The sequence below is a fragment of the Streptomyces sp. TE5632 genome (genome assembly GCF_054061295.1).
The window spans coordinates 1,867,167-1,892,002 of record NZ_JBSSEA010000003.1; the positions used below are offsets into that span (position 1 = coordinate 1,867,167).

Annotated in this window: 16 protein-coding genes and 5 pseudogenes; 8 read left to right on the plus strand and 13 right to left on the minus strand. The window is 67.5% G+C overall.

Annotated features, from left to right (window positions below; all coding sequences use genetic code 11):
• The first annotated feature begins 104 nt into the window (after positions 1-104).
• The 5 genes and pseudogenes from ACVW19_RS13535 to ACVW19_RS13555 form a co-directional block, all read left to right on the plus strand.
• Complete coding sequence (locus ACVW19_RS13535; protein WP_457459589.1) at positions 105-983, plus strand: helix-turn-helix domain-containing protein; 879 nt, start codon at positions 105-107, stop codon at positions 981-983.
• Positions 980-1,300, plus strand: a complete 321-nt coding sequence (locus ACVW19_RS13540) for a tetratricopeptide repeat protein (protein ID WP_457459590.1) — start codon at positions 980-982, stop codon at positions 1,298-1,300. Before ACVW19_RS13535 ends, ACVW19_RS13540 begins: the two co-directional genes overlap by 4 nt.
• Before the next feature lie 137 nt (positions 1,301-1,437).
• A complete protein-coding gene (locus ACVW19_RS13545) occupies positions 1,438-1,746 on the plus strand; it encodes a hypothetical protein (protein ID WP_457459592.1) in 309 nt (102 codons plus the stop codon).
• Positions 1,743-2,111, plus strand: a complete 369-nt coding sequence (locus ACVW19_RS13550) for a hypothetical protein (RefSeq protein ID WP_457459594.1) — start codon at positions 1,743-1,745, stop codon at positions 2,109-2,111. Before ACVW19_RS13545 ends, ACVW19_RS13550 begins: the two co-directional genes overlap by 4 nt.
• Positions 2,112-2,245: 134 nt before the next feature.
• Positions 2,246-2,688, plus strand: a pseudogene (locus ACVW19_RS13555) (tyrosine-type recombinase/integrase); the annotation flags it as partial.
• 371 nt (positions 2,689-3,059) lie between these two features.
• Here the strand turns inward: ACVW19_RS13555 and ACVW19_RS13560 are convergent.
• From ACVW19_RS13560 to ACVW19_RS13575, 4 genes are all read right to left on the minus strand, one after another.
• Positions 3,060-3,356 carry an Imm53 family immunity protein gene (locus ACVW19_RS13560; protein ID WP_457459596.1) on the minus strand — a complete coding sequence of 99 codons (297 nt, stop codon included), beginning with the start codon at positions 3,354-3,356 and terminating at the stop codon, positions 3,060-3,062.
• Entirely contained in the window at positions 3,353-13,906 is a 10,554-nt protein-coding gene (locus ACVW19_RS13565; protein WP_457459598.1) for a LamG-like jellyroll fold domain-containing protein, read from the minus strand. The genes ACVW19_RS13560 and ACVW19_RS13565 overlap by 4 nt, the downstream gene beginning before the upstream one ends.
• 237 nt (positions 13,907-14,143) lie before the next feature.
• Entirely contained in the window at positions 14,144-14,839 is a 696-nt protein-coding gene (locus ACVW19_RS13570) for a BMP family ABC transporter substrate-binding protein (RefSeq protein ID WP_457459600.1), read from the minus strand.
• Positions 14,836-15,339, minus strand: coding sequence for a hypothetical protein (locus tag ACVW19_RS13575; RefSeq protein ID WP_457459602.1), 504 nt, complete (start codon positions 15,337-15,339; stop codon positions 14,836-14,838). The genes ACVW19_RS13570 and ACVW19_RS13575 overlap by 4 nt, the downstream gene beginning before the upstream one ends.
• A 165-nt stretch (positions 15,340-15,504) precedes the next feature.
• Here ACVW19_RS13575 and ACVW19_RS13580 point away from each other — a divergent pair, with 165 nt between their 5' ends.
• Both ACVW19_RS13580 and ACVW19_RS13585 read left to right on the plus strand, forming a co-directional pair.
• Positions 15,505-16,740, plus strand: coding sequence for an AHH domain-containing protein (locus ACVW19_RS13580; protein ID WP_457459604.1), 1,236 nt, complete (start codon positions 15,505-15,507; stop codon positions 16,738-16,740).
• 78 nt (positions 16,741-16,818) lie between these two features.
• Positions 16,819-17,280 carry a hypothetical protein gene (locus tag ACVW19_RS13585; protein ID WP_457459606.1) on the plus strand — a complete coding sequence of 154 codons (462 nt, stop codon included), beginning with the start codon at positions 16,819-16,821 and terminating at the stop codon, positions 17,278-17,280.
• A gap of 93 nt (positions 17,281-17,373) precedes the next feature.
• On the opposite strand, the pseudogene ACVW19_RS13590 reads toward ACVW19_RS13585, so the two are convergent.
• The 3 genes and pseudogenes from ACVW19_RS13590 to ACVW19_RS13600 form a co-directional block, all read right to left on the minus strand.
• A pseudogene (locus ACVW19_RS13590) lies at positions 17,374-17,782 on the minus strand (tyrosine-type recombinase/integrase); the annotation flags it as partial.
• A gap of 134 nt (positions 17,783-17,916) precedes the next feature.
• Positions 17,917-18,285 (minus strand): hypothetical protein, encoded by a 369-nt coding sequence (locus ACVW19_RS13595; RefSeq protein ID WP_457459607.1) that lies wholly within the window; start codon positions 18,283-18,285, stop codon positions 17,917-17,919.
• 268 nt (positions 18,286-18,553) lie between these two features.
• Positions 18,554-18,736: pseudogene (locus ACVW19_RS13600) on the minus strand (IS701 family transposase); the annotation flags it as partial.
• 206 nt (positions 18,737-18,942) lie between these two features.
• Between ACVW19_RS13600 and ACVW19_RS13605 the strand changes: the two are divergent.
• Positions 18,943-19,377, plus strand: coding sequence for a pentapeptide repeat-containing protein (locus ACVW19_RS13605; RefSeq protein WP_457459609.1), 435 nt, complete (start codon positions 18,943-18,945; stop codon positions 19,375-19,377).
• Positions 19,378-19,507: 130 nt separating this feature from the next.
• Here the strand turns inward: ACVW19_RS13605 and ACVW19_RS13610 are convergent, their stop codons facing one another.
• From ACVW19_RS13610 to ACVW19_RS13635, 6 genes and pseudogenes are all read right to left on the minus strand, one after another.
• Entirely contained in the window at positions 19,508-19,948 is a 441-nt protein-coding gene (locus tag ACVW19_RS13610) for an SUKH-3 domain-containing protein (RefSeq protein ID WP_457459611.1), read from the minus strand.
• A gap of 52 nt (positions 19,949-20,000) precedes the next feature.
• Positions 20,001-20,754 (minus strand): annotated as a pseudogene (locus ACVW19_RS13615) (transposase family protein).
• 235 nt (positions 20,755-20,989) lie between these two features.
• Complete coding sequence (locus ACVW19_RS13620) at positions 20,990-21,763, minus strand: tetratricopeptide repeat protein (protein WP_457459612.1); 774 nt, start codon at positions 21,761-21,763, stop codon at positions 20,990-20,992.
• Between the two features lie 66 nt (positions 21,764-21,829).
• Positions 21,830-22,336: a hypothetical protein gene (locus tag ACVW19_RS13625; protein WP_457459614.1), complete on the minus strand. Its 507-nt coding sequence runs from the start codon at positions 22,334-22,336 to the stop codon at positions 21,830-21,832.
• 133 nt (positions 22,337-22,469) lie between these two features.
• Positions 22,470-23,812: pseudogene (locus tag ACVW19_RS13630) on the minus strand (IS1380 family transposase).
• A 226-nt stretch (positions 23,813-24,038) separates the two neighbouring features.
• Complete coding sequence (locus ACVW19_RS13635; protein ID WP_457459616.1) at positions 24,039-24,551, minus strand: hypothetical protein; 513 nt, start codon at positions 24,549-24,551, stop codon at positions 24,039-24,041.
• Between the last annotated feature and the right edge of the window lie 285 nt (positions 24,552-24,836).

The following is a 24,836-nucleotide window of genomic DNA, read 5'->3' on the forward strand; positions in this document are numbered from 1 at the left end:
GGCGTGGTGGGGTCCTGCGGGTAGCCGGGATGATCTTTGTTCGGCCGGTCCGTGACTGTGCGGCAGGGGTACCGTCTGAGTGTTGCCGCAGAACGGAGTTCGCCGTGCCGCAGAGCATCGAGGAGCACACCGGCGCTCGGATCGCCCGTATCCGGAAGCAGCGTGGCCTGACTCAACAGGGGCTGGCGATGCGGGCTCACGTGTCGAAGTCGCTGTTGTCGAAGGCCGAGTGCGGACAGAAGCCCGCCTCTCCGGCTCTCGTCGCGGCCTGTGCCCGCGCGCTGGGCGTCTCCACGTCCGAGCTGTTGGGGCAGCCGTACGCCGACGAATTGCGCCGGGACCGGATGGATGCGCTGATCCAGCCGATCCGTGAGGGGCTGGAGAACTGGGACATCGCTCTGGACTGGGAGGCGGCTCCGCGCCCGGCCGCGTTGATCTGGTCGGATGTCCAGCGGGCTCTGGAGCAGCGCCGTCAGGCGCAGTACACGGACATGGTGCGCGACCTGCCCGTGCTGATCGACGAGTCGGTGCAGGCGGTGCACACCAGTACCGGGGAAGAGCAGCGGCTGGCTTACGAGTGTCTGGCGGAGACGTTCCGCTGTGTGTTCACCGTGGCGTGGAAGCTCGGCTTCCACGATCTGGCGACCGTCGCGCTGGACCGGCTGGCCTGGACCGCACCGCGCGCCGACGAGCCGGGACTGGCCGCCATGCATGCCTTCCTGCGTGCGCAGACCACGATGTCGTCGGGTCGGTACGACGTGGGGCTGCGGGTGGTCGACAAGGGTCTGCGTGACCTCGACGGCCAGGAGTCACGCCGCCCAGCGGGTATTGAGGCGATGCGGGGCATGCTGCACCTGCGCGCCGCGACCATCGCGGGTCGCATGAAGGACCGGGACCACGCCGACGCCCGCCTGGCCGAGGCCCGTGCCCTTTCCCGGGCCACAGCGAGTTGCCCGACTTCGGCGTCACCTGGGGGCCGGTGAACGTCGGTGTGCATGCCGTGGCCATCGCCTCGGAGGCCGACGACTTCGGGCGTGCGATCGAACTCGCCGAGAACGTACGCATCCCACGCGGCTGGACCCGCTCCCGGGCCGGGCACCACTGGATGGACCTCGGCCGGGCTCACGCCTGGTCAGGCCGCCCGGAGCAGGCATTGGACTGTCTGCATCAGGCTCGGCGCATCGCTCCGCAGCAGACCCGCTATCACCCGACCGTGCGGGAGACCGTGCTGGCCCTCAAGCGGCAGGAGCGGGCGCGCAACGGTTCGTTGGCGCAGTACGCGGAGTGGGTCGGGATATAGCGGATTCCTGGCAGGAGGAGTTGCACCCTTCGGTGCAACTGCCGTGCATCACCGGTCGGCAGGCTGACGTCCCGTCAGGACCTCCGCGACCGGGCAAACGGTCCGGGGCATGGCCAACGCTGACAAGGAGCGTCGACATGCCGCACCGTATCGCCCGCATCTTCGCACTGTCGCTATGGCTGCTGTGGCCCGCACCGGGCCGCCATCGCAGACCAGATCACCCGTCCGCCGGCCTTGCTGCAGAGGCATCGCCCGCATGTCCGGCTCGCGTCCCGGCCGCCCGGGTACTGCGCGGCGAGGAGAGCGGGCTGGTCCGCCCGTACCTGACCGCGCACGAGCGGCGGGAAGCACGGAAACAGCAGGCTCGGCGTCGCACGCTCCGGCTGGCAGCGCGCGGTATCGACATCTGTCCCCGGCTGATCCACGGAATGGAGGTCACAGCATGACCAGCAGGACCGGACAATTGCGCCTGCTGCCGTGGGCCGGGCCCGAGGGCAAGCCGTGTTACCTCGCAGGCGACGGGGCCGGATACCTGTCCCGGCTCGCCGACAACATGGAAGCGACCCAGCTCGGCCTGGCCGGGGAACTCTTCCAGGAGGCCAGGCACGTCCTGGACAAGCGGCAGTGGACGCAGGGGGAACTGCACCTGCTCGCAGTCCGGTTGACCGAAGCACTCGGCAATGTGCACCGCATCGCGGTCAGCCGCGGCACACGCCTTCCCACACCCGTCGACGACGATCTCGACACCGTGGACAACCTGGAGGACGAGGAAGACGGACAGGACAGCTCGTACCCAGCCGTCTGCCGCTGACCACGCCTCGCGGCCCCCTGGTCCCGGCCGGGTGGAGTGGGGTGCGGCGGCTACTCTCCTGAGTTGCTATCGGTACCGCTCACGTCTGCCGGTTCACCCCATAAGAGGCTTTCGCCAATGACGTAGGCCAACTCCTCCCGCTCTCGACCGAATGCGTTCCCTCCCTCAATCAACACAAGCAGCAGGACACGGAGCGCGAGACCGCAGGGCCAGCCTGGCAGGACAGCAGCCTGGCCTTCACCACGCCGACTGGACGACCTCTCGACCCAGCCAACCTCACTCGCCGTTTCCGCAGCTTCCTCAACCAGGCCGGGCTCCGGCGCATCCGTTTCCACGGCCTCCGGCGCTCGACCGCGACCCTGCTGCTGGAACAGGGGGGGGCGAACTCGTCGTCATCAAGGAACTCCTCGGCCACGCCCACATCGGCGTCACCGCCGACGTCTACGCCCACGTCCGGCTCCGCCTCCAGCGCGACGCCATCGACACCCTCAGCACCGCCCTCGACAACCCGGAAATCACCAAGACGACCAACGGCAACGGCAATGAACCGCCACCCTGCACCGCCTTCGTCCGCTGACGTTGCCGTCAACTACTGCCGTCATCCCACGCAGAAGCCCCGCCAGGACGAACCTGACGGGACTTCGATTTTACTACTGCTTGACTTGCTTCACGGGAGCGCCAACGTTCACGGCACTCTTAGCGGCAAACCCAGGGAAGATTCCCCGATCAGGTCGAATTGCGCCCCCGAAGGTTGGATGCCGCCCTCCCGGTCGTCTCCAACGGGCCAAAGAGCAACTTCTTTCGCTGCAGCTCCGACAGCAGGGCAGGTGCCGCGCCATGCAGCACCCGCCCTCTGAGGTTGCCGTCAACTACTGCCGTCAAAGGCTCCCCAAGGCCTATCCGGCAGCGGAGTTTTCATCCACTGGATTGCGGTCAAGCGGCCGGCCATCACGCAAGCTCAGGAGCAGAGAATTCGATGAAATAATCGATCACCCTCTCCAGTGAGCCTGGGTCACATGCCGCCACAAACTCGGTTCCGTCACTCTTTGCCGAAATCCAAGACCCGTCAACGGATTGCTCTTCCCTCTCGCAGATGCGACCCTGCAGCGGAGTTCGGACCAGGTCGACAATGAAGATCCAGCCAGGGTTATCGGCTGTTTCGATTCGAATGCCGTATGAATGCTCCCAGTCTCCGTCACAGACGGACGCGTACCACTTCTGGAGAATCTTCAAGGTCGAATTCATGGGTTCCTCCTAGGGATTTCCCAGGGTTCCGCAGGAATCGCCGATCCGTCCGGAAGGTTTACGTGCGGCGTCGGAACTCTGGTCTGAGTCTTCTTGTCGTAGTGAGGCTTACCCTTCACGTCGACTCGCTTCGTCGGAATCCATGGCCTCGGATCCCGGGGGTTTGACGGTCGGTCATAGGACTCATAGTGGTCGATCTCGCCAGTCGTTCCGTCCCGACGGAATGTCGTATGGGGCCCTTCCGCGTCTGGGTGCGGACACAGATTTCCAGCGCGAGAATTGTGGACGAGGACGGGTGTCTCGCCCGCCAGTACATGGTAGGTGTGCAGGCCGTCGATGCTGAGGTCATAGGTGGTGCGCTGGGCGGTGTAGGCGGCGGTGTCGACGATGGTGGCCGGAGCGCCGTCGCCGTCCTGGAGCTGCTGGCCGGGCTGGAGGTCGCCGGCCTGGGTCCAGGAGTTGCGGGTGATCTCGTAGAACTGGTGGTACTTGGTGGTCTCGATCGTCTTCGGGCCCGCGTCCGTGTACACGACGACGTCGACGTAGTTGCGGTCGGTCTTGGTGACGATCACCTCCTTGACCTTGCGCTTCTCCTTCTCCTTCTTGCCCGGTTCGGCGGTCAGGACGTAGTCGCCAGCCTTCACCTCGGAGATCGGCTTCACCGTGCCGTTCGCCATCAGCACGCCGGTCAGGCCGGTGAAGCTGTGCGGAGTCCCCTTCACAGGGCAGCTGGTCGGCCGCGGGGGTGCGGGCTGGGAGTTGGCCTGCGGCCGCGGCGGTGTGGGCTGGGAGTTGGCCTGCGGCTGCGGGTCGGCCTTGGGGCCGTAGCGGCTGGCCGCGGCGCCGAACGCGCCGCCGGTGACGGCGCCGGCCGCGGTCGCGGCCGCCGCACCGCCCGCGGTGCAGTTGCGCTGGGCCGCGCAGGAGACGCCGTAGCCGACGGCGCCCTCGGCCGCGCCGCCCGCGGCGCCCGTGACGGCGCCGGTCGCCACGCGGCTACCGACGTTGGCCAGCAGACGGCTGACCGCGCCGACCGCCGCGCCACCGGCCATGCCGCCCAGGGCGCCGGTCAGCGCGCCCACGCCGACCGCCGCGGCGAAGCCGCCCAGCGACTTCGGGCCGTCACTCATCGCGTAGCCGACCGCGCCGGCCGCCGCACCCGCGAGCATCCCGCAGCCGACGACACCCGCACCGGCCGTAGCGGCGGTGCAGCCGGCGAAGACCGCGACCCCCACGACGACCGACGCGATCGTGCCCGCGTGCTGCTTGACGAAGTTCGCGGTCGCCTTGGCCGCCTTCTTCACGGCCGCGCCGACCTTCTTCGCCTGTTTCACGACCTTCTTCGCCGCGCTCTTGACGACCTTGGCCGCCGCCTTCACCTTCCGCTTGACGGTCTGCGTGACCTTGTGCGCGACCTTCTTGACGGTCTTGTACGTGCGTTTGACGTACCTCTTGACCTTCTTCACGCTGTCAGCGACGTAGTGGACGGCCTTGCGGACCACCCTCTTCGCCTTCTGGACCACCTTCTTGACGGTCTTCTTGACGACCTTCGCGGCCTTCTTGACGACCTTCGCGACCTTCTTGACCGCCTTCTTGGTCTTCTTCCAGGCCGTCTTGACGGTCTTCTTGACGGTCTTCTTGATCTTCTTGACGGCCTTGTCGACGAAGCTCGGCCAGTGGCCGGTCGGGTCCGTGGCGGTCAGCGGGTTCTGGTCCGCGTACGCGTACCGGTTGGCGCTGACCGAGTTCGGCAGCGGGTTCAGCGAGACCGTGTCCCGGCTGTTGAACTGGCCCGTCTCCGGCGAGTACCAGCGCGCGGCCATGTTGACCTTGGCGGTCTCCGGGTCCGTCCAGCCCGACTGGTAGCCGAGCTGACCGAGCATGCCGTACGAGTCCATGACCTTGCCGAACGGCGAGTAGGTCGTCGAACCGGTCAGCGCCTCACCGGACTCCGTGAACTGCCCCACCACGTCGTCGTGCAGATCGGTCAGCACCAGCACCGCCGACGCCGTCGACTTCGTGCCCAGCACCGAACCGTCCGCGTTGCGGCTGTAGGTGGTGTATCCGTCCGAGGCGACGTCGTTGCCCGCACCGCTGTAGGCGAAGTCGGTCGCACCGCCGCCCTGGTTCTCGGCCTTGAGCACCCGGTCGAAGCCGTCGTACGTGTACCTCCGGTCGCCTTCCTCGATGATCCGGTTGAAGGCGTCCGCATTGATCGAGGTCTGCTGCCCGGACTCGTCGGTGAGCACGCTCAGCGTGCCGCGGGCCGTGTACTTGTAGGTGTTGTGGCCGTCCGAGGTGAGCCGGTTGCGGGCGTCGTAGGTGTACGTGTCACCGGCGACCCGGGTGCGGTTGCCGGAGGCGTCGTACCCGTACTGCTCGGTGGTGGTGCCGTTGTTCCAGGACGTGATCCGGTTGGCCCGGTCGTAGGTGTAGGTGTTGGTGGAGGCTCCCACGACCCCGGTGGTGGTCTTGGACGTCTCGTTGCCGTTGGCGTCGTAGCCGTAGGTCGTCGACGCCAGCAGCTTTCCGCTCGGTGAGGTCAGCCGGTCGGAGGTGAGGCGTTCCAGGGCGTCGTAGGAGAAGACCCGCCGGGACTTGTCCTGCCCGTAGTCCACCGACGTCACGTTGCTGTTGACGTCGTAGCCGTAGGTCATGGACGTGCCGGTCGAGGCGTCCTTGGCCGTCTTCAGCCGGCCGGCCGTGTCGTAGCCGTAGGTGGAGGTGCCGGACGCGTCGGTGCGCGAGGTGATCGCTCCGTCGGCGTTGTAGCTGAAGGAGGAGTCACCGGACGGTCCCCTGGCGCTCAGCAGCAGACCGCGGTCGTCGTACGAGAAGGTGTTGCGGTCCTCTTCGTAGCCGGTGATGGAGGTGATCCGGTCGTCGGAGTCGTAGGTGTAGCTGTGGTCGACGGTCTCCGCCTCCGCGCCCTTGCCGGTCTGCTTGGTGAGCCGTCCCTTGTTGTCGTAGGTGTTGTCGATGACCACGTTGCCGGGCGAACGGGACTGGCTGGGCCGTCCGTTGCCGTCGTAGATCATCGTGAAGGTGCGGTCCTCCGGGTCCGGGTGGGCCGGGGTGGCGGGCTCGATCTCCGATTCGGGCAGGCCCCAGTTGTTGTACGTGGTCAGGAAAGGGTTGCCGCGGCCGTCGGTGAAGCGCGTGCGGTTGCCCGCCGCGTCGTAGCCGAAGGTCGTGGTGATCGACTCGCTCTCGGAGACCGGCTGGACGGCCTTGGTGATCTGGCCGGTCGCGTCGGTGGTGAGGGTGACGGTGTTGCCGCGGTAGTCGGTGACCGTACGGGGGTTGCCCGCCCGGTCGTAGCTCGCCCGGCTGGTGCGGAGCACCTTGCCGTCCGCGTCCAGGTCGCTGGTGGCGGTCAGCTGGCCGAAGCCGTCGTAGGTGTTGCGGGTGCTGGTGCCGTCGGGCCCGGTGGAGGTCAGCAGCTGACCGTCCATGTCGTAGGTGAAGCGGGAGACGTTGCCGGCGCTGTCCGTGACCGAGGTGGTCTCGCCCAGTGCGTCGTACGTGTACGACTCGCTGGCCCCGCTGGGGCTGACGGTCCGGGACAGTTCACCGCCCGGAGCGTCGTACTCGTTGATCGCGGTGTACGCCCGCTGGGTGGGCTGACGCACGATGTCGGTGCTGGTCAGCGGACGTCCGAGGTAGTCCCAGGTGGTCTCCTCGCGGGCGCCGTCGGGCCGCGTCGCCGACAGCTGCTCACCGTTCGGGGTGTAGGCGAAGCGCGTGGTGTCGCCGCCCGGGTCGGTGACCGAGGCGAGGTCGCCGAGCTGGGTGTAGGTGTAGGTGGTGCGGTTGCCCAGCGGGTCCACTTCCGCGGTGACCTGGCCGAGCCTGTTGTACTCGTTCCACGCGGTCGCGGTGATGGGTGTGCCGGCGCCGGGCGGGGTGTAGTTCGGCAGCGTCGTCGAGGACTCCTGGCCCTCGGCGTCGTACGCGGTCACCATGACGTTGCCCAGCGGGTCGGAGTGCTCCGTCGGCTCGCCGTAGGTGTTGTAGCCGGTCATCGAGACGGGCCGGATGGTGACCGGGGTGCCGCCGTTCTGCTCGGACCGGACGGCCGGCTCGGTGACCGTGGTCTGCTGGCCGTTCTCGTCGTAGCCGTAGTCGGTGGTGTCACCGTTCGGGTCGGTGAAGGACACCGGCATTCCGCGCTGGTCCAGCTTCCAGGTGACCGTGCGCACCTCGCTGCCCTCGGCGGGCAGGGTGCCGCCGCGCAGTGCGGAGATCTGGGAGGCGGTCAGGGCCTCGCTGTAGATCTGGACGTCGGAGAGTCCGCCCCTGTGGTTCTCCTTGTGGGTGGCGTTGTGCCAGAGGCGGCCGATCTGGAGGGGGCCGTTGGCGTCCCAGGGTGCGCTGAAGGCGGCCGGAGTGCCGACGGCGGTGCCGTTGACGTACAGCCGCACCTGCCCGGCGTCCTTGTCGTAGACACCCGCGAGGTGGGTCCAGGTGCCGGTGGTGACGGCGGCGGCGCCGGAGGCGGCGCGGACGATCGCCGGGCTCGCGGTGTCCGTGACGTGCCGGTTGAAGGTCCAGCCGTGGGCCGTGGAGTAGTACAGCTGGAAGCCGCTGGCGTTCTTGCCGCTCTGGGCAACGAAGGTGCTGTTGGCGGCGGTGGAGTCCAGCTTGACCCAGGTGGAGACGGTGAAGCTGTCGGTGGTGTTGACCACCGGTGCGTCGGTCGCGCCGTAGGAGTCGGCCGAGCCGTTGAAGAGGGCCGAGCCGCCGCGCTCGGTGGAGCGGGTGACCGCGCTGCCGAGGACCACGTCACGCGTGCCGCCGGAGGAGTCCTCGGCGTCGGTGCCCGAGGTCTCGTTCAGCTTCCAGCGGCCGACCGGGGCGGTGGTCCCGTCGTGCACCGTTGTGCCGGTGACGTTGCCCAGGTTGTCGTAGGTGGTGTCGGCGGTGCTGGTCCGGCCGGTCGCCGGGTCGAAGTCGCTCTCGCTGACGACATTGTCGTCGGGGTCGTAGGAGACGGTCGTGGAGCGGGGCAGGCCCCCGGGGTCCAGCACGCTGGAGGTGACCCGGTCGGCCGCGTCCACCGTGAAGGTGTTGGTGGTCCGGCCGTCGTTGGTGACCTGCTTGATCAGGTTGCCGGCCGCGTCGTAGGTGTTGGCCTGCTCCGTGAACGAGGCACCGGTCTGCGGGTCCTTGCGGACCACGGTGGCCGAGAGCCCGTCGTCGGTGTAGGTGTACGCGGTCACCCAGCCCATCGAGTCGGTGAGCGAGGCCAGCCGTCCCGCCGGGTCGTAGGCGCGGGACTCCTGGACGAGGGTGGTGGGCTCGGTCGGGTCGGACGGGTCGCCCGTGTAGTCGAGCAGATTGGTGGTGAGGGGACGGCCCTCGGCGTCGAAGGTGTAGGTGTTGACGTTGCCCTCGGCGTCGGTCTCACGGATCTTGTTGCCGTAGACGTCGTAGGCGAAGGTGGTGGTCGCGCCGCCCGGGTCGGTGCGGCTCACCATCCGGTTGTACTCGTCGTAGGTCACCTCGGTGGTGCGCGGGGCGTCACCGCCGGTGAGGTCGGCGACGGTCTGTTCCAGGACGTTGCCGTCGGCGTCGTAGACCGTGGTGGACCGCGCGGTGTGGACCGCGCCGGTGACCCGGTTGGTGACGGCGGGGCTGGTCTCGGTGGCGACCTGGTCGTTCTTGTCGTAGGTGTAGCGGGTGGTGAGTCCGTCGGGGTGGGCGTCGGACACCTCGGTGCTCGTCGTCTGACGGCCGAGGGCGTCGTACCCCATCTTCAGCTTGGCGCCGTTGGCGTCCGTGATCTCGGCGAGGTCGCCGTTCTTGTTGTAGGTGTACGTGGTCCGCTTGTCACCCGGGGTCACCACGTCGGCGACCAGTCCGGCCGGGGCGTTGCCGCCGCCCGCCGCCGGGGTCGAGGCGGTGGTGTACGTGGTGGTGGCGGTGCGGCCCTGCGGGAAGCCCGGCACCGGCGGGGAGGTCACCGAGGTGAGATTGCCCCCGGCGTCGTAGGCGTAGCTGGTCAGGTACGTGTTGTCGGTGGGGCCGGAGGAACGGCCGTCGCGCTCGGTGAGCGGCAGGTCGTTGCGCGGGTCCATCGGCGGGAAGGCCGTGGTCGCGTCCGGGTAGTAGGTGTAGTACTCGGTGGAGCACTTGTCGGCGGCCGTGTCCTGGCAGGTGGTCGTGGAGACCGTGTTGCCGCGGACGTCGTGGCCGGTGATGCTGCGGTTGCCGTTGGCGTCGGTGACCGTGTGCAGGAAGCCGCCGGTGTCGTAGCCGTAGGTCGTCCGCTTGCCGTTCGTGTCGATCGCGGCCAGCAGGCGGTTGCCCATCTCCGCGTCGTACACGTAGGTCAGCGTCTTGTCGGTCGGATCGGTCAGCTTGACCGTGCGGACCGGGGCGATGCCGGAGGACGCCTTGTACGCGGACCAGTGGCGCTCGACGTCGTCGGCGCTCAGCGGTGCGGAGTAGACCGAGACGTCGGCCATCGCGCCGGTGAAGTAGCTGATCTCGCCGGGCGAGTTGAACCAGGACTTGGCGAAGCCCGCGCCGAGGAAGGTCCGGGTGTTGGACTGGTCCTTGGCGGCGCCGGTGAAGTCGGCCTGCTGGACGCCGTCGACGTAGAGGGTCTGCTTGGTGCCGCTCGCGGAGAGCACCACGTGGTGCCACTTGTTGTCGGTGACCGTGGCCTTGGAGCCGAAGTCGACGCTGCCGGAACCGGAGACGCTCCACCAGTGGCCGCGCAGCTTGCCGTCGCTGCCGACGTAGAGGGTCGGGGTCCAGGTGCCGCCGACGCCGGCCGGATCGTTGGGGGCGCGGTTCTGGTCCGCCATCAGGACACCGGGCTTGGCGGTCTTGAACCAGAGCTCGACCGCGCGGTCCTGCTTGCCGTGCCAGGGTCCGTACGGGATCTCCGCGAAGGAGGAGGTGCCGTTGAAGGTGACCGCGGTGGAGTCACCGGCACCGAAGGGTCCGGTGGTGCCCTGGGTGACGCTGTTGTAGGTGCCGAACCCGGTGTTGACCTCGTTCGCGGCCTGCGGAGCGCCCTGGGTGTCGTTCAGACGCCAGTAACCGGTGGGCGCGGAGCCCATCACGGCGGAGCGGTAGACCTGGGAGGAGCCGGTGACGGTGGCGGGGTTGAGCTTCCAGGTGCCGCCGTCGCTGTCGGTGGCCTGGAGGACCAGGTCGTCGGTGGTGCTGTAGGTGACCGAGGACTGGGTCCTGCCGCCCGGAGAGGTGATCTTGTTGAGAAGTCCGGTGGACCGGGTGGCGGCCTGGTGCTGAGCGGTGATGACCGAGGGCTGGAGGGCGTCGGAGTAGATGGCGACCTCGGCCAGCTGGCCGGAGTAGTGCCCGAGCTTGTCGTTCGGGTTCATGCTGGGCCAGCCGTCGGTGTTCACTCCGGCGCCGAGCGAGATGTAGGGCTGCTCCCAGTCGTTGATGGTGCCGGACAGGCTGCCCTGGCTGACGCCGTCGAGGTACAGGGTCTGGGTGTTGGCCGCGCCGGTGAGGACCGCCTGGTGCCACTTTCCGTCGGTGACGGTGGCGCTGGAGGTGATGGTGCTCATGCAGCCGGGGGACATGGCCAGGCAGCCGCGCAGCTTGCCGTCCATGCCGACGTACACCGCGGGGGTGTTCTTCGTCGTGTTCTTCACCGGGTCGGCATCGCTCAGCGGCTTGTCACCGTAGTAGAAGAGGACACCTCCCGGCTTGGTGGTCTTGAACCACAGGGAGACGGTGGCGTACGAGGGGGTGGCGCCGGGGGCGCTGGGCATCTCCACGTAGGAGGTCGTGCCGTTGAAGGTGGCGGCCTTCTGGGTGGAGCCCGCCAGCGGGCCGGCGGCCCCCAGGGTCACATTGCGGAACTGGCCGTCGTACTTGCCCTGGTTGAGGTCGACGGAGTCCTTGGCGAGGGTCTCACCCGCGGCTTCGCCGAGCCGCCAGTAGGCGTACGGGGAGGCGTCGAGGACGGTGGTGCGGTAGTGGTTGCCCGTCGTGTAGCCGTAGGTGGTGCACTTGGTGGCGTCCGCGGGCGGGCAGACCGTGGTGAGCTGGTCGCCGTCGTAGCCGTAGGACCAGGTCTGGGCCGTGCTCGCGTCGCCGGGGGTGGCCGGGTCGGTGGTCACGGTGGAGACGTGAGGGGCGGTGGCCCCGGAGGGCGTGTTCCAGGCCAGTGCCAGGGACCGGCCGGACGTCACATTGGTGATCTTGGACAGTCTGCCGGAGGTGTAGGTGAAGGTCTCCGTGCGGCCCGCGTAGTCCTTGATGCCGGATATCGCGAAGGAGCCCGCCTGCCCGGTGGCCTGCTGGAAGCTGTAGGTGGTGAAGTCCTTGTCGGTCAGCGTGTAGCCGCCGCCGCTGGTGGCCGGGGCGAGCCGGGCGTAGCGGCCCATCGGGGGGACGAAGGTGCCGTCGCTGTTGCGGCCGAAGGCGACCTGCTCGCCACCGGGGTAGGTGATGATGACGCTGGAGAGCGCGCCGGCGCCGTCCTTGACCTCGGTGGCCTTCATGTCGAGGGCGGTGGACCAGCCGGCGCCGAAGGCGCCGTCACGCCGGGGGTCGCGGCTGTTGTACGAGCGCTCGACGGACAGCGAGGGGCCGACGACCTCGATCTCGGCGTCCGTGTCGGTGGTGGTGTAGTTGCCGTCGCTGGGGTCGAATTCGTGGCCGTCGGTGTTCTGCGCGAGGCCCGAGGTGACCGGCGGCTGGGGGACGGTGGTGGAGAAGCTGCTGGCCGAGTACATCACCGAGTCGTAGCCGTCGGAGACGCTGACGAACCACTCGTAGTTCTTGCTCCACTTGAGCTTGCCGGCGGGGACCTTCCAGCTGCCCTTGGTGATCACGCCGGAGGTGGCGACGGGGGTGGTGCTGGTGCTGTCGGCGTCGTACACCTCGAAGGCGTAGCTGAGCTTGGGCATCGGCCACTTGTCGGCGTCGCTGGCGTAGACGAACAGCTCCGGGCGCAGAGTGGGCGCCTGGTAGTTCTCCGGCGGGTACTGGGCGTTGACCTGCGGCTTCGCGTTGGACGTGTAGGTCAGGTCCAGCGCCGGGCGGAAGTCGGCCTTGGTGGCGTTGTCGGAGTGGAACTTCTTCCAGTGCAGCCCGTCGTTGACGGGCGCGGTGACCGCGAGGCCGTAGTTGGCGCTGCCGGTCGCGACGGCGTCGAACCAGTCGGTGGAGAGAGTGGCCGGCATCTTCACGCCGACGCCGGTGCTGCCGCTGGTGTTGGAGCAGGAGGCCCCCGGAGCGACGGTGGCACCACCGATGGCCGGGGCGATGGCCGGGCCGGGGTATTCGGTGACTCCGGCAGGCGTCCAGGACTTGGCTATCGGGTGGACGGAGAACGGCTTGGCGGTGCAGGTCGAGGACCACAGGGCATGCAGATTGAGGGTGGCCGCGGTGACCCGCTTGCCCTTGAGGGTGGTGCCCAGGGAGGAGAACTGGAGGAAGGAGATGGCTCGGTTGACGCCCGCGTCGTACGAGCCGACCTTGATCTGGTCCTCGGTCGAGTGATTGCCGGGAATCGTGTTCTGGGCGTAGGTGGAGTTGCTGGCGGCGATGGTCGGGTCGACGGTGACGGGGTAGACGCGGGCGGGGTCGTCCAGCCAGGCGCGGTCGGCGGTCATCCGCAGAGCGGGCTTGTCGTCGACGGTGGTCAGTTCGTAGTCGACGGCCTGCGAGAGGGTCGGGTCGCCGGACCGCTCGTCGATCTTGGAGTCGGTCATGAAGGCGTGCGGGATGGTCGCGGTGACCTCGCCGTCGGCGTCGGTGAACTCCACGTCGCCGTCGTCGGTGATGCGCGGGGTCAGGCCCTTGAGGTCGAGGGGGAACACCCAGGAGTTCGCGGCGTCCTTCGAGTGCAGGACGAGGTGCTCCTTGAAGCCCTCGGTGAGCGGGGCGAGCAGCAGGTCGGTGCCGGGCAGGACATTCGGGTAGGTGACCGTGCCGTCGTCGTTCCTGACCGGGGACGCCGCGCGGGCGTCCTGCAGCGCGTAGGCGAGGGAGCGACCGGAGCCGAAGTCGACCGAGGCGAGCGCCTGGTCGGCGGCGTCCGGGGCGAATTCGACCTCCAGGGAGTTGGCGGTCTGCTCCAGCCGGCCGTCCTCGGCCTCGGTGAGGGTCGTGTCGATGGGCTGCCAGGTGTCGTCCGCGGCCTGGAAGTTCGTGCGGCCCGGGAAGTGCCGGACGGTGGTGGAGCCGTCGGCGTTGACGTAGTGGTCCGAGGTCGCGGTGGACTTCTTCGGGTCCCGCTCGCTGGTCTTCTCGTCGAAGCTGTCGGTGGTGCCGGCGCCCGGTGCGGTCGTGGCCCTGGCGGCGTCGGGCACCGGCCGCTCGTACGCGTCGAGTTCACCGTGGCCCTTGCCGGGCTTGCGCCCGGCGCCACCCTCGGCGGAGGTGTCGTCCGCGGAGGCGGTGTGGCTCTTCCCGCGGGCGGTTCCGCCCTGCTGGTCGGGGGTGTCCAGCGGGGAGGTGTTCACCCACTCCCAGAGCCCGGCCAGGGACACCTCGGGCATGGAGAGCCGGGGCAGCGTGGCACCCGTCGCGGCGGCCGTCTCCGTCGTGAGCATGAAGGAGAAGGCGACGAGAACGGACAGGGCTGTCCGTCTCAGTCGTGTGCGCCCCCGGGGGCCGGACGGAAATATTCGGGCCGTTCTGGCCCAACGAGAACGCATCAGCGCTGCCCTTTACTTATGCTCCGCTTACAAGATCTTCATAAGGGTGCACGAGATCCGAACAAAAAGATCATCACTCAGGGCATCGCTTTTGTGACTTAAATCACTTTCTGGCGGTATGTCACATTTCGGCTAGTTCTGCGCGGGGACGGCTTTCTGGATGATCTGGGCGATCCTTTCCTCCAGCCCGTCCCCGTCCTCCGCGACGACCGTCACGTTTTCCGGCGCGTCCCCCGCCGCATGCCCATCGGACTTGGCGGGCTCGGGGTCCGTCACCACGACGAAGTGGATCGCCGGGTGACGTCCCGCCTCCGCGCGCGCCACCTCCACCTGGCTCTCACCCACCGCCAGCACCACGTCGCACTGGCGCTGAAGCAGCGAATTCAGGTGGGGCAGTGCACTCTTCGACGACTGCTCGCCCATGACGGGTACGTAGTTCACGCGGGTCCGGGTCTCCAGCGACGCTTTCTGCATCCCCGCCCACACCGGCGCTCCGGGCGTACCGGCCGTGATGCCCTGCTCCCCGGTCAGCAGGCAGGAGTTGACGTCCCGGTACTGGCGGGCACGCGGGTCCGGCGGGCCCGGCTCCTCCCCCAGGAGCACCACGGCGCCTGCGACGGCGGCCAGCGCCACCACCGTGCCGCCCGCCACCCAGCGGCCCCGGCGCGAGCGCACCGCACGCCAGGCGGCGGCTGCTGCGGGGCGCACCCACAAGGACACCTTGTGGGCCGCGCCCGGCTCGCTCTTCGCCGAGTTGTTCCTCCATGTGCGTCGCGTACGCGGAGGCTTCGAGGTGCGCTGGGTGCCGGGGGTGTGCGAGGTCTTCACTGGTGGTCTCTCTCGAACGGAACGGCCCGTGCGGGCCAGGCGAACAGGCAGTGCACCGCCGCCCCGGCGGTGGTGAGGAGCAACAGCAGGAGATCCACGCCGAAGGACAGGCCGTGTGTCTCCTCCGGGGTGAACGCGATGTCCAGCAGCCAGGCCACGGTGACAGCGGTGAACAGGCCGCACAACAGCCAGTGGGTCCGGCCGCGACGCCGTATCGCGATCACCAGGGACGGCAGCGGGCCCAGCACGCCGAAGGTGGCCACCGGTACGGCGGCCAGCAGGGTCCGGGGTGCCACGTCCCGTAGCCGACGGAAAAGCCGGACCGCACGGCCGGGCGGCGGTCCCGGCCGGGACGGCGCGGACTCCTGCGGCTGCGACGGGCTCGGCAGGTCCGGCGGGCTCAGCGGGGACGGCTGATTCACCGGGCCGGACAGGCTCGCCGGGTCGGGCGGGCTCGTGACGGGAGCGGAGTCCGGGGCGGTGTCCGCGAAAGGCTTCACGGCTGGCTCCTCCCGGGCGGACGACGAGGTCGATGAGAACGCTCGTACGGTATCGCCTGCCCCTGCCGGACTTCCTCCGAGGTCAGGCACGGATTCGGCGGTGCGCCACGGGCCGGTGCGGCCTGCACCGCCGCTACGGCCGGTGCGGGTGTCGTCGGCTGCGGGATGCTCGCGGGTGCGGCGGCCGGCGCGGTCGGCTACGCGATGAGTGACGGCCCGAAGTCGCTGGGCGGCTTCGCCGCGGCGGTCGGCGTGGGCGCGCTGACCGGCGCCCTGGGCGGCATGGCCGGCGGCGCGGCGGTCGGCGCGGTCAGCCGCCTGCTGGCCAACGTCGGTAGCCGCGTGGCGACCGGCGCCGTCACGGGCGCCGCGGGCGGCGCGGCCGAGGGCGCCGTCGGCTACGGCGTCTCCTGCGCGGCCCAGCGCAACTGCACCGCGGGCGGTGCGGCGACCGCGACCGCGGCCGGCGCCGTCACCGGCGGCGCGTTCGGCGCCGCGGCCAGCCGCTACGGCCCCAAGGCCGACCCGCAGCCGCAGGCCAACTCCCAGCCCACACCCCCGCGGCCGACCGCCTGCCGGGTGAAGGGGGCTCGGACTTCGCAGCTCCGCACTCCGCACAGCTTCACCGGCCTGACCGGCGTGCTGATGGCCAACGGCACCGTCAAGCCGATCTCCGAGGTGAAGGTTGGCGATCACGTCCTGACCGCCGAACCGGGCAGGAAGGAGAAGGAGAAGCACCAGGTCAAGGAGGTGATCGTCACCACCACCGACCGCAACTACGTCGACGTCACCGTGCAGACGGACGCGGGCCCGAAGGCGGTCGAGACCACCAAGCACCACCAGTTCTACGAGATCACCCGCAACTCCTGGACCCAGGCCGGCGACCTTAAGCCCGGCCAGCAGCTCCAGGACGGCGACGGCGAGCCGGCCACCATCGTCGACGTCACCTCCTACACCGCCCAGCGCACCACCTACGACCTCAGCATCGACGGCCTGCACACCTACCATGTACTGGCAGGGGCAACTCCGATTTTGGCGCATAATGCTGACCCGGGTTGTGCCACCAAGCTCAGGAATGCCCTCAACGCTGCTGGCAACTTGGAACCGGCAACGCCCCACTCGCCGCACCACATCATGGCAGGGAATTCAGCGAAGACCGCTCCTGCAAGGGCTCAGCTGGACAGATTCGGAATCGGTGTAAACGATGCCGAGAACGGTGTCTGGCTGCCGCGAAGCAGTTCGTCTCCCAATCCGCACGGGTTGTCGGTGCACTCGAAGATTCACACGAATTACTACTATGCCTACGTGAATTACTTGATGAGTGGAGCCAGGAATAGGAGTGAAGCGCTTGACGTCATAGACCACGTCAGGCGGCAGCTGCAGGGTGGTCGCTGGCCGTAGGTCGAAAGTGCCCGCCCGCCGAGGGGTAGGCGGGCGGGCACTGGTCAGGGTGCGTACCGCTGGACTCGAAAGGTGATCATGTCTAGGAAACAGCAGGTCGATTCGGCGGAGGGCATCGCACGCCGACTCGTCGAGGAGATGGATGGCTTCGAACGGTCGCTCTCGGGGCTGACTCAGTTGGTGAGGCGATTTTCGGCGATCGAGTTTGAAGTGCCGGAACTCCCCGACGCGGACGGATATCTCTTTCAGTACGGGAAAGTGAACTGGTTTTCGGAGCCCACCTTCGCTCTCGGTATTGTCCGACAACTTGAAGTCGTTGACGCGGCCGGCGGGCACGAGTCTTACGTTCAGGTGCAATTAGAATTTAGGTACCCCTTGGATGACGTCCTTGATTCTGTAGGCAGTCATTCGGAGTGGTGGTTCCCCGGTGGTGGGACCTCGTTCGATAGTTGGCTGGATTCCGTGGATCGAGCTGAAATTTCGAATCGTATTGCTGCGAAAAGGCCTCGCGATTTTGCGATCTGGCAAGAGATGGTTTAGCTAGATCGTTGTTTCTCTTGAAAGCAGGAGGCTCCACCGGTTTGATTCCGGTGGGGCCTCGTGACGTATTTGACGGCAGCGCTGACGGCAACGTCAGCGGACAGCGGCTGTGGCGGGTAGATCGTCGGAGTCGTCGTCGGTGGGGCCGAGGGCGTCGTCCAAGCGTCGATGGCTTGGCGTTGAAGACGGAGCGGGACGGGGACGTAGACGGCGTGGTGACGCCGATGTGGGCGTGGCCGAGGAGTTCCTTGATGACAACGAGTTCGCCACCCTGCTCCAGGAGCAGGGTGGCGGTCGAGTGGTGGAGGTCGTGGAAGCGGATGCGTCGGAGCTCTGCTTGGTTGAGGAAGCTGCGGGTGAGATTCGCCGGGTCGAGAGGCCGTCCAGTCGGCGTGGTGAAGGCCAGGCTGCTGTCCTGCCAGGCTGGCCCTGCGGTCTCACGCTCCGTGTCCTGCTGCTTGTGTTGCTTGAGAGAGGGAACGCACCCGGTCGAGAGCGGGAGGAGTTGGCCTACGTCATTGGCGAAAGCCCCTTATGGGGTGAACCGGCAGACGTGAGCGGTACCGATAGCACCTCAGGAGAGTCGCCACCGCACCCCATTCCACCCGGCCGGAACCAGGGAGCCGCGAGACGCGGTCAGCGGCAGACGGCTGGGTACGAGCTGTCCTGTCCGTCTTCCTCGTCCTCCGGGTTGTCCACGGTGTCGAGATCGTCGTCCATGGGTGTGGGCAGGCGTGCGCCGCGGCTGACCGCGATGCGGTGCACATTGCCGAGCGCTTCGGTCAACCGGACTGCGAGCAGATGCAGTTCTCCCTGCGTCCACTGCCGCTTGTCCAGGACGTGCTTGGCCTCCTGGAAGAGTTCCCCGGCCAGGCCGAGCTGGGTCGCCTCCATGGTGTCGGCGAGCCGGGACAGGTATCCGGCCCCATCGCCTGCGAGGTAGCAGGACTTGCTCTCGGGCCCGGCCCACGGCAGCAGGCGCAGTTGTCCGGTCCCGCTGGTCATGCCGTGACCTCCATTTCGTGGATCAGCCGGGGACCGATGTCGATACCGCGCACTGCCAGACGGAGCGTGCGACGCCGAGCCTGTTGTTTCCGTGCTTCCCGCCGCTCGTGCGCGGTCAGGTATGGGCGGACCAACCCGATCTCCTCGCCGCGCAGTACCCGGGCGGCCGGCACGCGAGCCGGACATGCGGTCGATGCCTCTGCAGCAAGGCCGGCGGACGGGTGATCTGGTCTGCGATGGCGGCCCGGTGCGGGCCACAGCAGCCGTAGGCGTCGGCGTCCCAGACGGCCCGGCACAGCAGATGCTGCATGCCGTGCGGGCCGGCCTCCCGGGCCCACTCCGCGATCGTCCAGCAGTTCTTCCGCGGCAGGTCCGACAGCAGCCCCAGCACCAGCCGCCCGGCCCGGCGCCGGGGCTCAACTTGCTTGAACCGGCCCGCGACCCGCCCCATCAGGCCCTCGAACACCTCCCGTCACCACGCGGGATCTATGCTGTGACCCGCGGCCACCGTCTCTTCGTCAGTCCACACAACTCACGATGATCAACGGTGGCCGTACCCGTTCCCGGACCAGCCTGGACCTGTGTGATCGACTGGCGGGCGGCGAACCGTCGGAAATCCGGGCGACGGCCACCGACCCGGCTGACACCCTGGCGCACATGACCACGTCACCGACCGCGAGACAACGACTTGCCGCGCTGCACAGCCATGCGGCCGTGAACCGTGAGGACTTCACCGGCCAGAACCTTGCTTCCACTCGCACGTCACGGCTGCGGTTCACCCGCTGCTCGTTCAGCGGGACAGATCTACGCCACGCCACCCTGGACGGGTGCTGGTTCAAGCTCTGCGACCTCAGTGGCGCAGACCTGCGCGGGGCTTCACTGCGCGAGGTCAGCCTGGCCGGATGCGATCTACGGGGTGCTGACCTGCGCGACACCGATCTGACCGGCGCCAGACTCGGAAGCGTGAACACCGGTCTGTCCCCGCTCGGGCTGACCGACGTCACCGGGGCCCGGTTCGACGGAGCGACCCTGCGCAATGTTCAAACGGAAGGCGTCATCGGCTGGCCACCCGAGCACGAGAGGAACGAGTAGGGCCTGCCAGACGGCGCGCCGGCCTCAAACCCCACCAAGCTGAGGTTGGACACCAGCCCGCGCCAACCGAAGCACCCACGACACCACGTGAGATCACGACCTACAGCTGGAGTGCTAGGTTATTCAGCCACTACTCCTCCGCGACAACGGTCGGGGCGATTCCGAGGAGCAGCCCTTCCAGAGCTTGGACATGGGTACCGAGGCTCGCTACCCAGTCCGCCACGAGGTAAATCTCCCCGGTCTCGTCAATGGCCAGGAAGTAGCGACCTTGGTCGCCTTCGCCGATCGGGAAGAGTGACCTCCCGACCTCTTCACCCCACTCAGTGAACCTGTCGTGCTCGCCGTCCGCCAGCGTCGGATCCAGTTCGAACGGCTCGCACGCGCAGGAAATTCCAGGACCACTGATGTCGAACGCCAGGCCGCCGAATTCCGAGAGGAAGGCCTCTGCGGATTCGTGCATGCGGTAGCCGCCGGCTTCAAGCTGGGTACGCCACGAGGAAATATCCACCTTGCGTTCAGGACGCCATCCGACGTCGCGGAGCAACTGCTCCGCCTCGGTTGAGAATCTCACCTTCACCCCTCCTTGTCCCCTCGGGCACTTTCGCGGTCGTCAGTGAGGGTTTTCAGCAGTGCCGCTCCAGGGTGAGGACGGCCTCGGTGATTGACGTCATGCGGTTGGGGCTGCATCGGGCTCTGCGGAAGATTCGCCAGGATTTCAGGCGGGCGATTCCTCGTTCGAGGGTACGCGGACGGCGGACAAGGCCCGGTTGACCGTCTGCTCGGTCGGGGTGAATTCGCCCTGGGGCGGCCGGCGTTTGGGGGCGGTGACCTACTCGCCCGCGCCGATGGTAGGCCATGTCGGCGAGGACGGGGACGCGCTGGCGCTCGCAGATTCTGATGATCTTGTGGGTGCGGGCTGGGGGCGGTCAGGTCGTGCGTCCGACCGGGCAGGGCGGGTGAGAGCCACAGCATGCGACCGGCCGGATCCGCGATGACCCGCACGTTCACACCGTGCCGCTGGTGCCTCGTCGAACAGTCCGCGCGTCCGTCGCCGACCCGGTCGCACTCGGCGAGCGTGCCGTCCAGGAGAACGTGGTCGGGGTCTGACTCGCGTAGGACCTTCAGCAGGCCCGGCGCTTTGGCGGCCGGGTGCTCGACGCCCGTGGTGACGTAGGCGTGGGCGGTGCCGACGGAAATACGGAAACCCGCGGCGAGTTGAGCCAGGGGGTCGTGTCGGCGCAGGTATGCCAGAGCGATCACCGCACGCTCGGACGGCCGGAGTGTACAGCGTCGGTCACCCTCACGGGTGACGATCAGCATCGTCCCCCACTCCACGAGTGCGTGCGGCAGGTCGAGTGCGGCAGGATACGGGATCAACAGGGCTCCTGAGCTGGAGAGTTGAGATCTAGACACCTCCCTCAACGGCACGGGAGCCCTGTCCGTTGCCTACGGTCCCGCCGTCACCCGTCCGGGGGCCACCCTGAAAACCCTCAGTCTTCCTGGTGTACGGGGGTGCCGCGCCCACGCGGCGTCGAAGCTGTCGGACATGCCGCGGACGGCTGCATCGGCCGGCCAGGCTCAGCAGCCCCGGCCGCCGGGGGACGGTCGCGCGTCAGCGGTACTTCTGTACCGTCCCCACCATCGCCTCGGCTTCCCCGGGGCAGCCCGCCAGGTTCCCGGCACTGCGGATCTCCTGGTCGCTCATGCCGCGCGCTACGGTGATCGCCTCGTGCAGCCCGTCGGCGTTTCCGGCTTTGAGTACCTTGAAAAACCACTTCAGGGCCTCGACCTTGTCCGGGCGTCCGGCAGTGCCGTCCCGGTACCAGCAGGCAGCAACGTACATCGCCCCGTCATGGCCGGACTCGGCGGCCTTCAGATAACAGCGCAGCGCCTCGGCATCCTGGTCCATGGCCGCGAGCAAATCACCGAGGACGACATAGGCGTCGTCGACGCCTCCCTCCCCCGCCGACCGCAGCAGCTCGGCGATCATATGAGGGTCGCGCTTCCCCCACCACAGCTGCGCCAGATTGAACTGCGCGTAGGCGTCCCCCTGGTCGGCAGCTTCTTTGAACAACCGTTCAGCCTCCGCGAGATCCTGCGGGACTCCCAGCCCGTTCGCATAGAGATGTCCCAGGCTTCGCTTTCCCGTGGCACTGCCTCGGTCAGCAGCCTTCTTGAACCAGAAAGCAGCATCGGAAGGATTCCCCTCAAACTCGAGGAGAATCCCTCCGAGTGCATTCTGGGCATCCATTTCGCCCGACCCTGCCGCCGCCCTGAGCCGTGGAAGAATCTCGGCGAGCCGACCAGCGACATCCGGATCCCTTCCTCTCAGGGACTCCAAAAGAGCCACAGTAGTTGCTGTGATACTAGTAAGTTCGTCTGCCACTTCAGCATGATAAGGCCAGATTCCGGCGCACGAGGCAGCTGCGCTCCGGGACCGAAGCTGCAGACCTCAAGAGATTCCGCAAACATCCTGGATCGCCGTCAACTGAAGATCGACTGCCTGCCGACAGTGGGAACTTTCCCGCTCGGCATCAACAGTGACCTTTCGGCCGAGCGCAGCAAAGGAGAGCACCGACTCATAGCACGAGGAGAGAACTTCTAGGATTTCCTCCTCCGAATTACCCCCTCCGAGGATGAAGTCAGCGTATTGCGCCAGCGCTTGACACAGCGAGGCCGCCGTAAAAGGGGACTTGCTGTCCTGCCAGTCATAGGCATCCGCGAACAGTTGGTCCCACCTTCCCGAAACTCCCACCACGGAGCCCGCGAAGAGGTGGAACTCTTCGAGAGCATTCCGAAAAAGGGTCACTGTCGCTTGGTCAAACACCTCCTCCAGAGGCTGTCCGTAGACCCTCACCGTCTCCTCGATGACCCGCAGGCCGAGATTTCGCAGAGAATCGACAGAACACTCCAAAAGTTTATCCTCGAATCGCCCAACCTCAGCATCCCAAAGATTCATCAGATCCCCTTAGCCTCGATCTTTCTTGGCTGTTGGTGGGCAGGCCGTGGGCCCGAGCGTCGTCTCGGGTGGACGCCGGATTCTACTGCTCCGGGCTGGGTCTTCTTTTCGTAGGGACAGGCGAATCCGCTGGTCAGCCGGGGTTCGGCAGGAGCATGAGTCGTTCGAGGGCGCCTGTGATCTCACGTGTCCAGGGCCAGTGGCGGGTGAGGCGAAGGATCCGGCGCCGGCCGGTGGTGACGAGCTGGGCGGCCGCGAAGAGCAGGCGGAACCGCAGACGGCGGGGCTCCCAGAGCCTGGCCTTGCCGGTCAGGGCAAGCATGGGCAGCCTCCCACAGACTCCGTCCGGGGGTACCCCCAGCCGACAGGTCGAGAGCGATCTGGACGATCTCCAGCCAGATCTTGTTCTGCGCGGTGTGGCGGAGGGGCAGGTTGCGCAGGCAGGTGGACCGGGCGGCCCGGATCCGGTCCTCGGCGCGGGCCCGCAGCCGGTGACGGAGCTCGAGCTCGGCGATCGGCCGGTCAGGGGTGTTGGTGGCGAAGCACGTGATCCGCATGCCGTCCGCGTCGGTGATTCTCAACTGGGCCCCGGGATGCGGTCGTTCCTTGCGGACGATCAGCCGCATGCCCTTCGGCCGGCCGTCCAGCAGGCTGCCGGTGAGCTCGGCGCCCCAGGCCCCGTCGCGGACCGTGCCGCCGGCCTCGACGGCCGGCGCCCAGGCCGGGGCCGGGATCTTCAGCACATGCCGGTGGACGGTGTCGGTGATCACCATGCCGACCGGGTAGGACAGCCACCGGCCCCGCTTCGCGAGCCAGCACACGAAGTCGTGAGTGCCGCCCGCGGAGTCGCAGCGGATCAGCGTCCGGCACCCTCGCCGGTAGTGCTTGGGCAGTCGGGCCAGGGCCAGGTGGGCGGTGGTGATGTGATCGGCGGCCGTGTTCGAGCCCGCGTTTCCCGGGCCGAGGAAGGCGGCGACCGGCTCACCGGTTCCGCCCGGTCCGTGGTCGACGAAGGCCGTCAGCGGGCGATGCCCATAGGTCTTCTTCCCGGTCGCGGCCGCGTCCTCCTTCTCCGAGTGCGCGATCACGAGGACGCCGTCGAGATCGAATACGACCTGACCGTCGGCGTCCGGGGCGTGCTTGCCCGCCAACGGCCAGGCACGATGACGGACTTCGGACCGCGCGGACCGGATGGCCTGCAGGGCTTTCTCGCCGGAGGCCGCGAGGGTGTCGATCAGGCGGGAGACGGCCGGGTCGGAGGCGACCGGGCCGAAGACGGCCGGCTCACACCGCAGCATCGCGACGTCCGAGAGGCAGTCCCCGCCCAGTGCGACCGCCAGGGCGAGGTCCAGGAGGGCCTTGCCAGGGTCGTAAACGGCCCGCGGTGTGCGCCACGGCGCCAGAGCCTGGGATATGGCCTGGCGGCCGTCGTCCTGGACGCGGACCCGGGGGGGAGGACCCGATAGAGTGCTTCACCTGGGAAGTTCCTCTGCTTTCGGCGGGAGCAAGGACCTCGACGATCCTCATTCTTGCTGGTCAGAGGCGCTTTCTGCTTTCCTGACCGCCTGCCGGACAGCCCGCTTCATGAAAGCGCGAGGCTAACCGGGCGAGAGGCGGCGTACGGGTTATTCGCCTCCTCTGAAAATGAAGAGCCCCAGCCGGAAAGTTCGGTTGGGGCTCTGGTGTCACTTCGTCACTGTACTCATGTGCCGTCCGGTCGGGAGTTCGTCTCGATCGCGATCCACTGATCGTCGTCCGCGTCGAGGGTTCCATCCTCGGCCACGAAGAACACACCAGTTTGGTAAAGTTCCCGGAAAGTGTTCGTCATCTGTTCCAGGCTTCCGTACGCCATTCTTGATTCTCCGCCGATCATGACGCTGACTACGCGTGACGAAATTGACGAAGGCTCATGGATGGCCGCGTAGAAATCTCCACCACCAGTGGCAAGCAGTGGAAACCAGTTCTCCCCCAGAAGGGGATCCCCGATACCGTAAGACGCCTTGACGGCGGCAGCATCGCTTGCCGAAAGAGGTTCGTATCCCGGAATCAGTGCGGCGTCATCCTGAATCTGATCCGGATGCCACTCGACGCCGTTGCACCAGCCGAACCACGTGGCGACATCGCTGGGAAGAGAGGCGCCGAAGGTGTGCTCCAATTCGCCAGTGGTGATACCTGGAACCCGAAGTGAGACAACCGGGCGATTCAGCTTATCCACCTCTCGCCAGAGATTTTCGATAGATTTCGAGAGGGCCGTTTAAACCCTCCTTCCTGTCTAGTTAATCTTAATCATCCCGAACAGCTGGACTGTCGAAAATGGGGCCCGATAACCTGTAAGGCCCGCCGATGAAACGGCGGGCCGTTCCAGGAATAAGATCAAGAAGGTTTGCTGAACCTCCTTGCAGCCGCGTCGAGGAAGGTCGTGAGTGACGGACTGTCTGAAGCGACGCCGCAGATACCTTTACCTGAGGTTTCGCCTTGTGGTTGAGCGCCACCGGTGGAA

Bases quoted from the DNA above. Each gene is read 5' to 3' on its own strand.
- ACVW19_RS13550 (WP_457459594.1), top strand. From the start codon at position 1,743: ATGACCAGCAGGACCGGACAATTGCGCCTGCTGCCGTGGGCCGGGCCC.
- ACVW19_RS13580 (WP_457459604.1), top strand. From the start codon at position 15,505: ATGCTCGCGGGTGCGGCGGCCGGCGCGGTCGGCTACGCGATGAGTGAC.
- ACVW19_RS13595 (WP_457459607.1), bottom strand. From the start codon at position 18,285: ATGACCAGCGGGACCGGACAACTGCGCCTGCTGCCGTGGGCCGGGCCC.
- ACVW19_RS13545 (WP_457459592.1), top strand. From the start codon at position 1,438: ATGCCGCACCGTATCGCCCGCATCTTCGCACTGTCGCTATGGCTGCTG.
- ACVW19_RS13560 (WP_457459596.1), bottom strand. From the start codon at position 3,356: ATGAATTCGACCTTGAAGATTCTCCAGAAGTGGTACGCGTCCGTCTGT.
- ACVW19_RS13625 (WP_457459614.1), bottom strand. From the start codon at position 22,336: ATGAATCTTTGGGATGCTGAGGTTGGGCGATTCGAGGATAAACTTTTG.
- ACVW19_RS13605 (WP_457459609.1), top strand. From the start codon at position 18,943: ATGACCACGTCACCGACCGCGAGACAACGACTTGCCGCGCTGCACAGC.
- ACVW19_RS13565 (WP_457459598.1), bottom strand. From the start codon at position 13,906: ATGCTCACGACGGAGACGGCCGCCGCGACGGGTGCCACGCTGCCCCGG.
- ACVW19_RS13585 (WP_457459606.1), top strand. From the start codon at position 16,819: ATGTCTAGGAAACAGCAGGTCGATTCGGCGGAGGGCATCGCACGCCGA.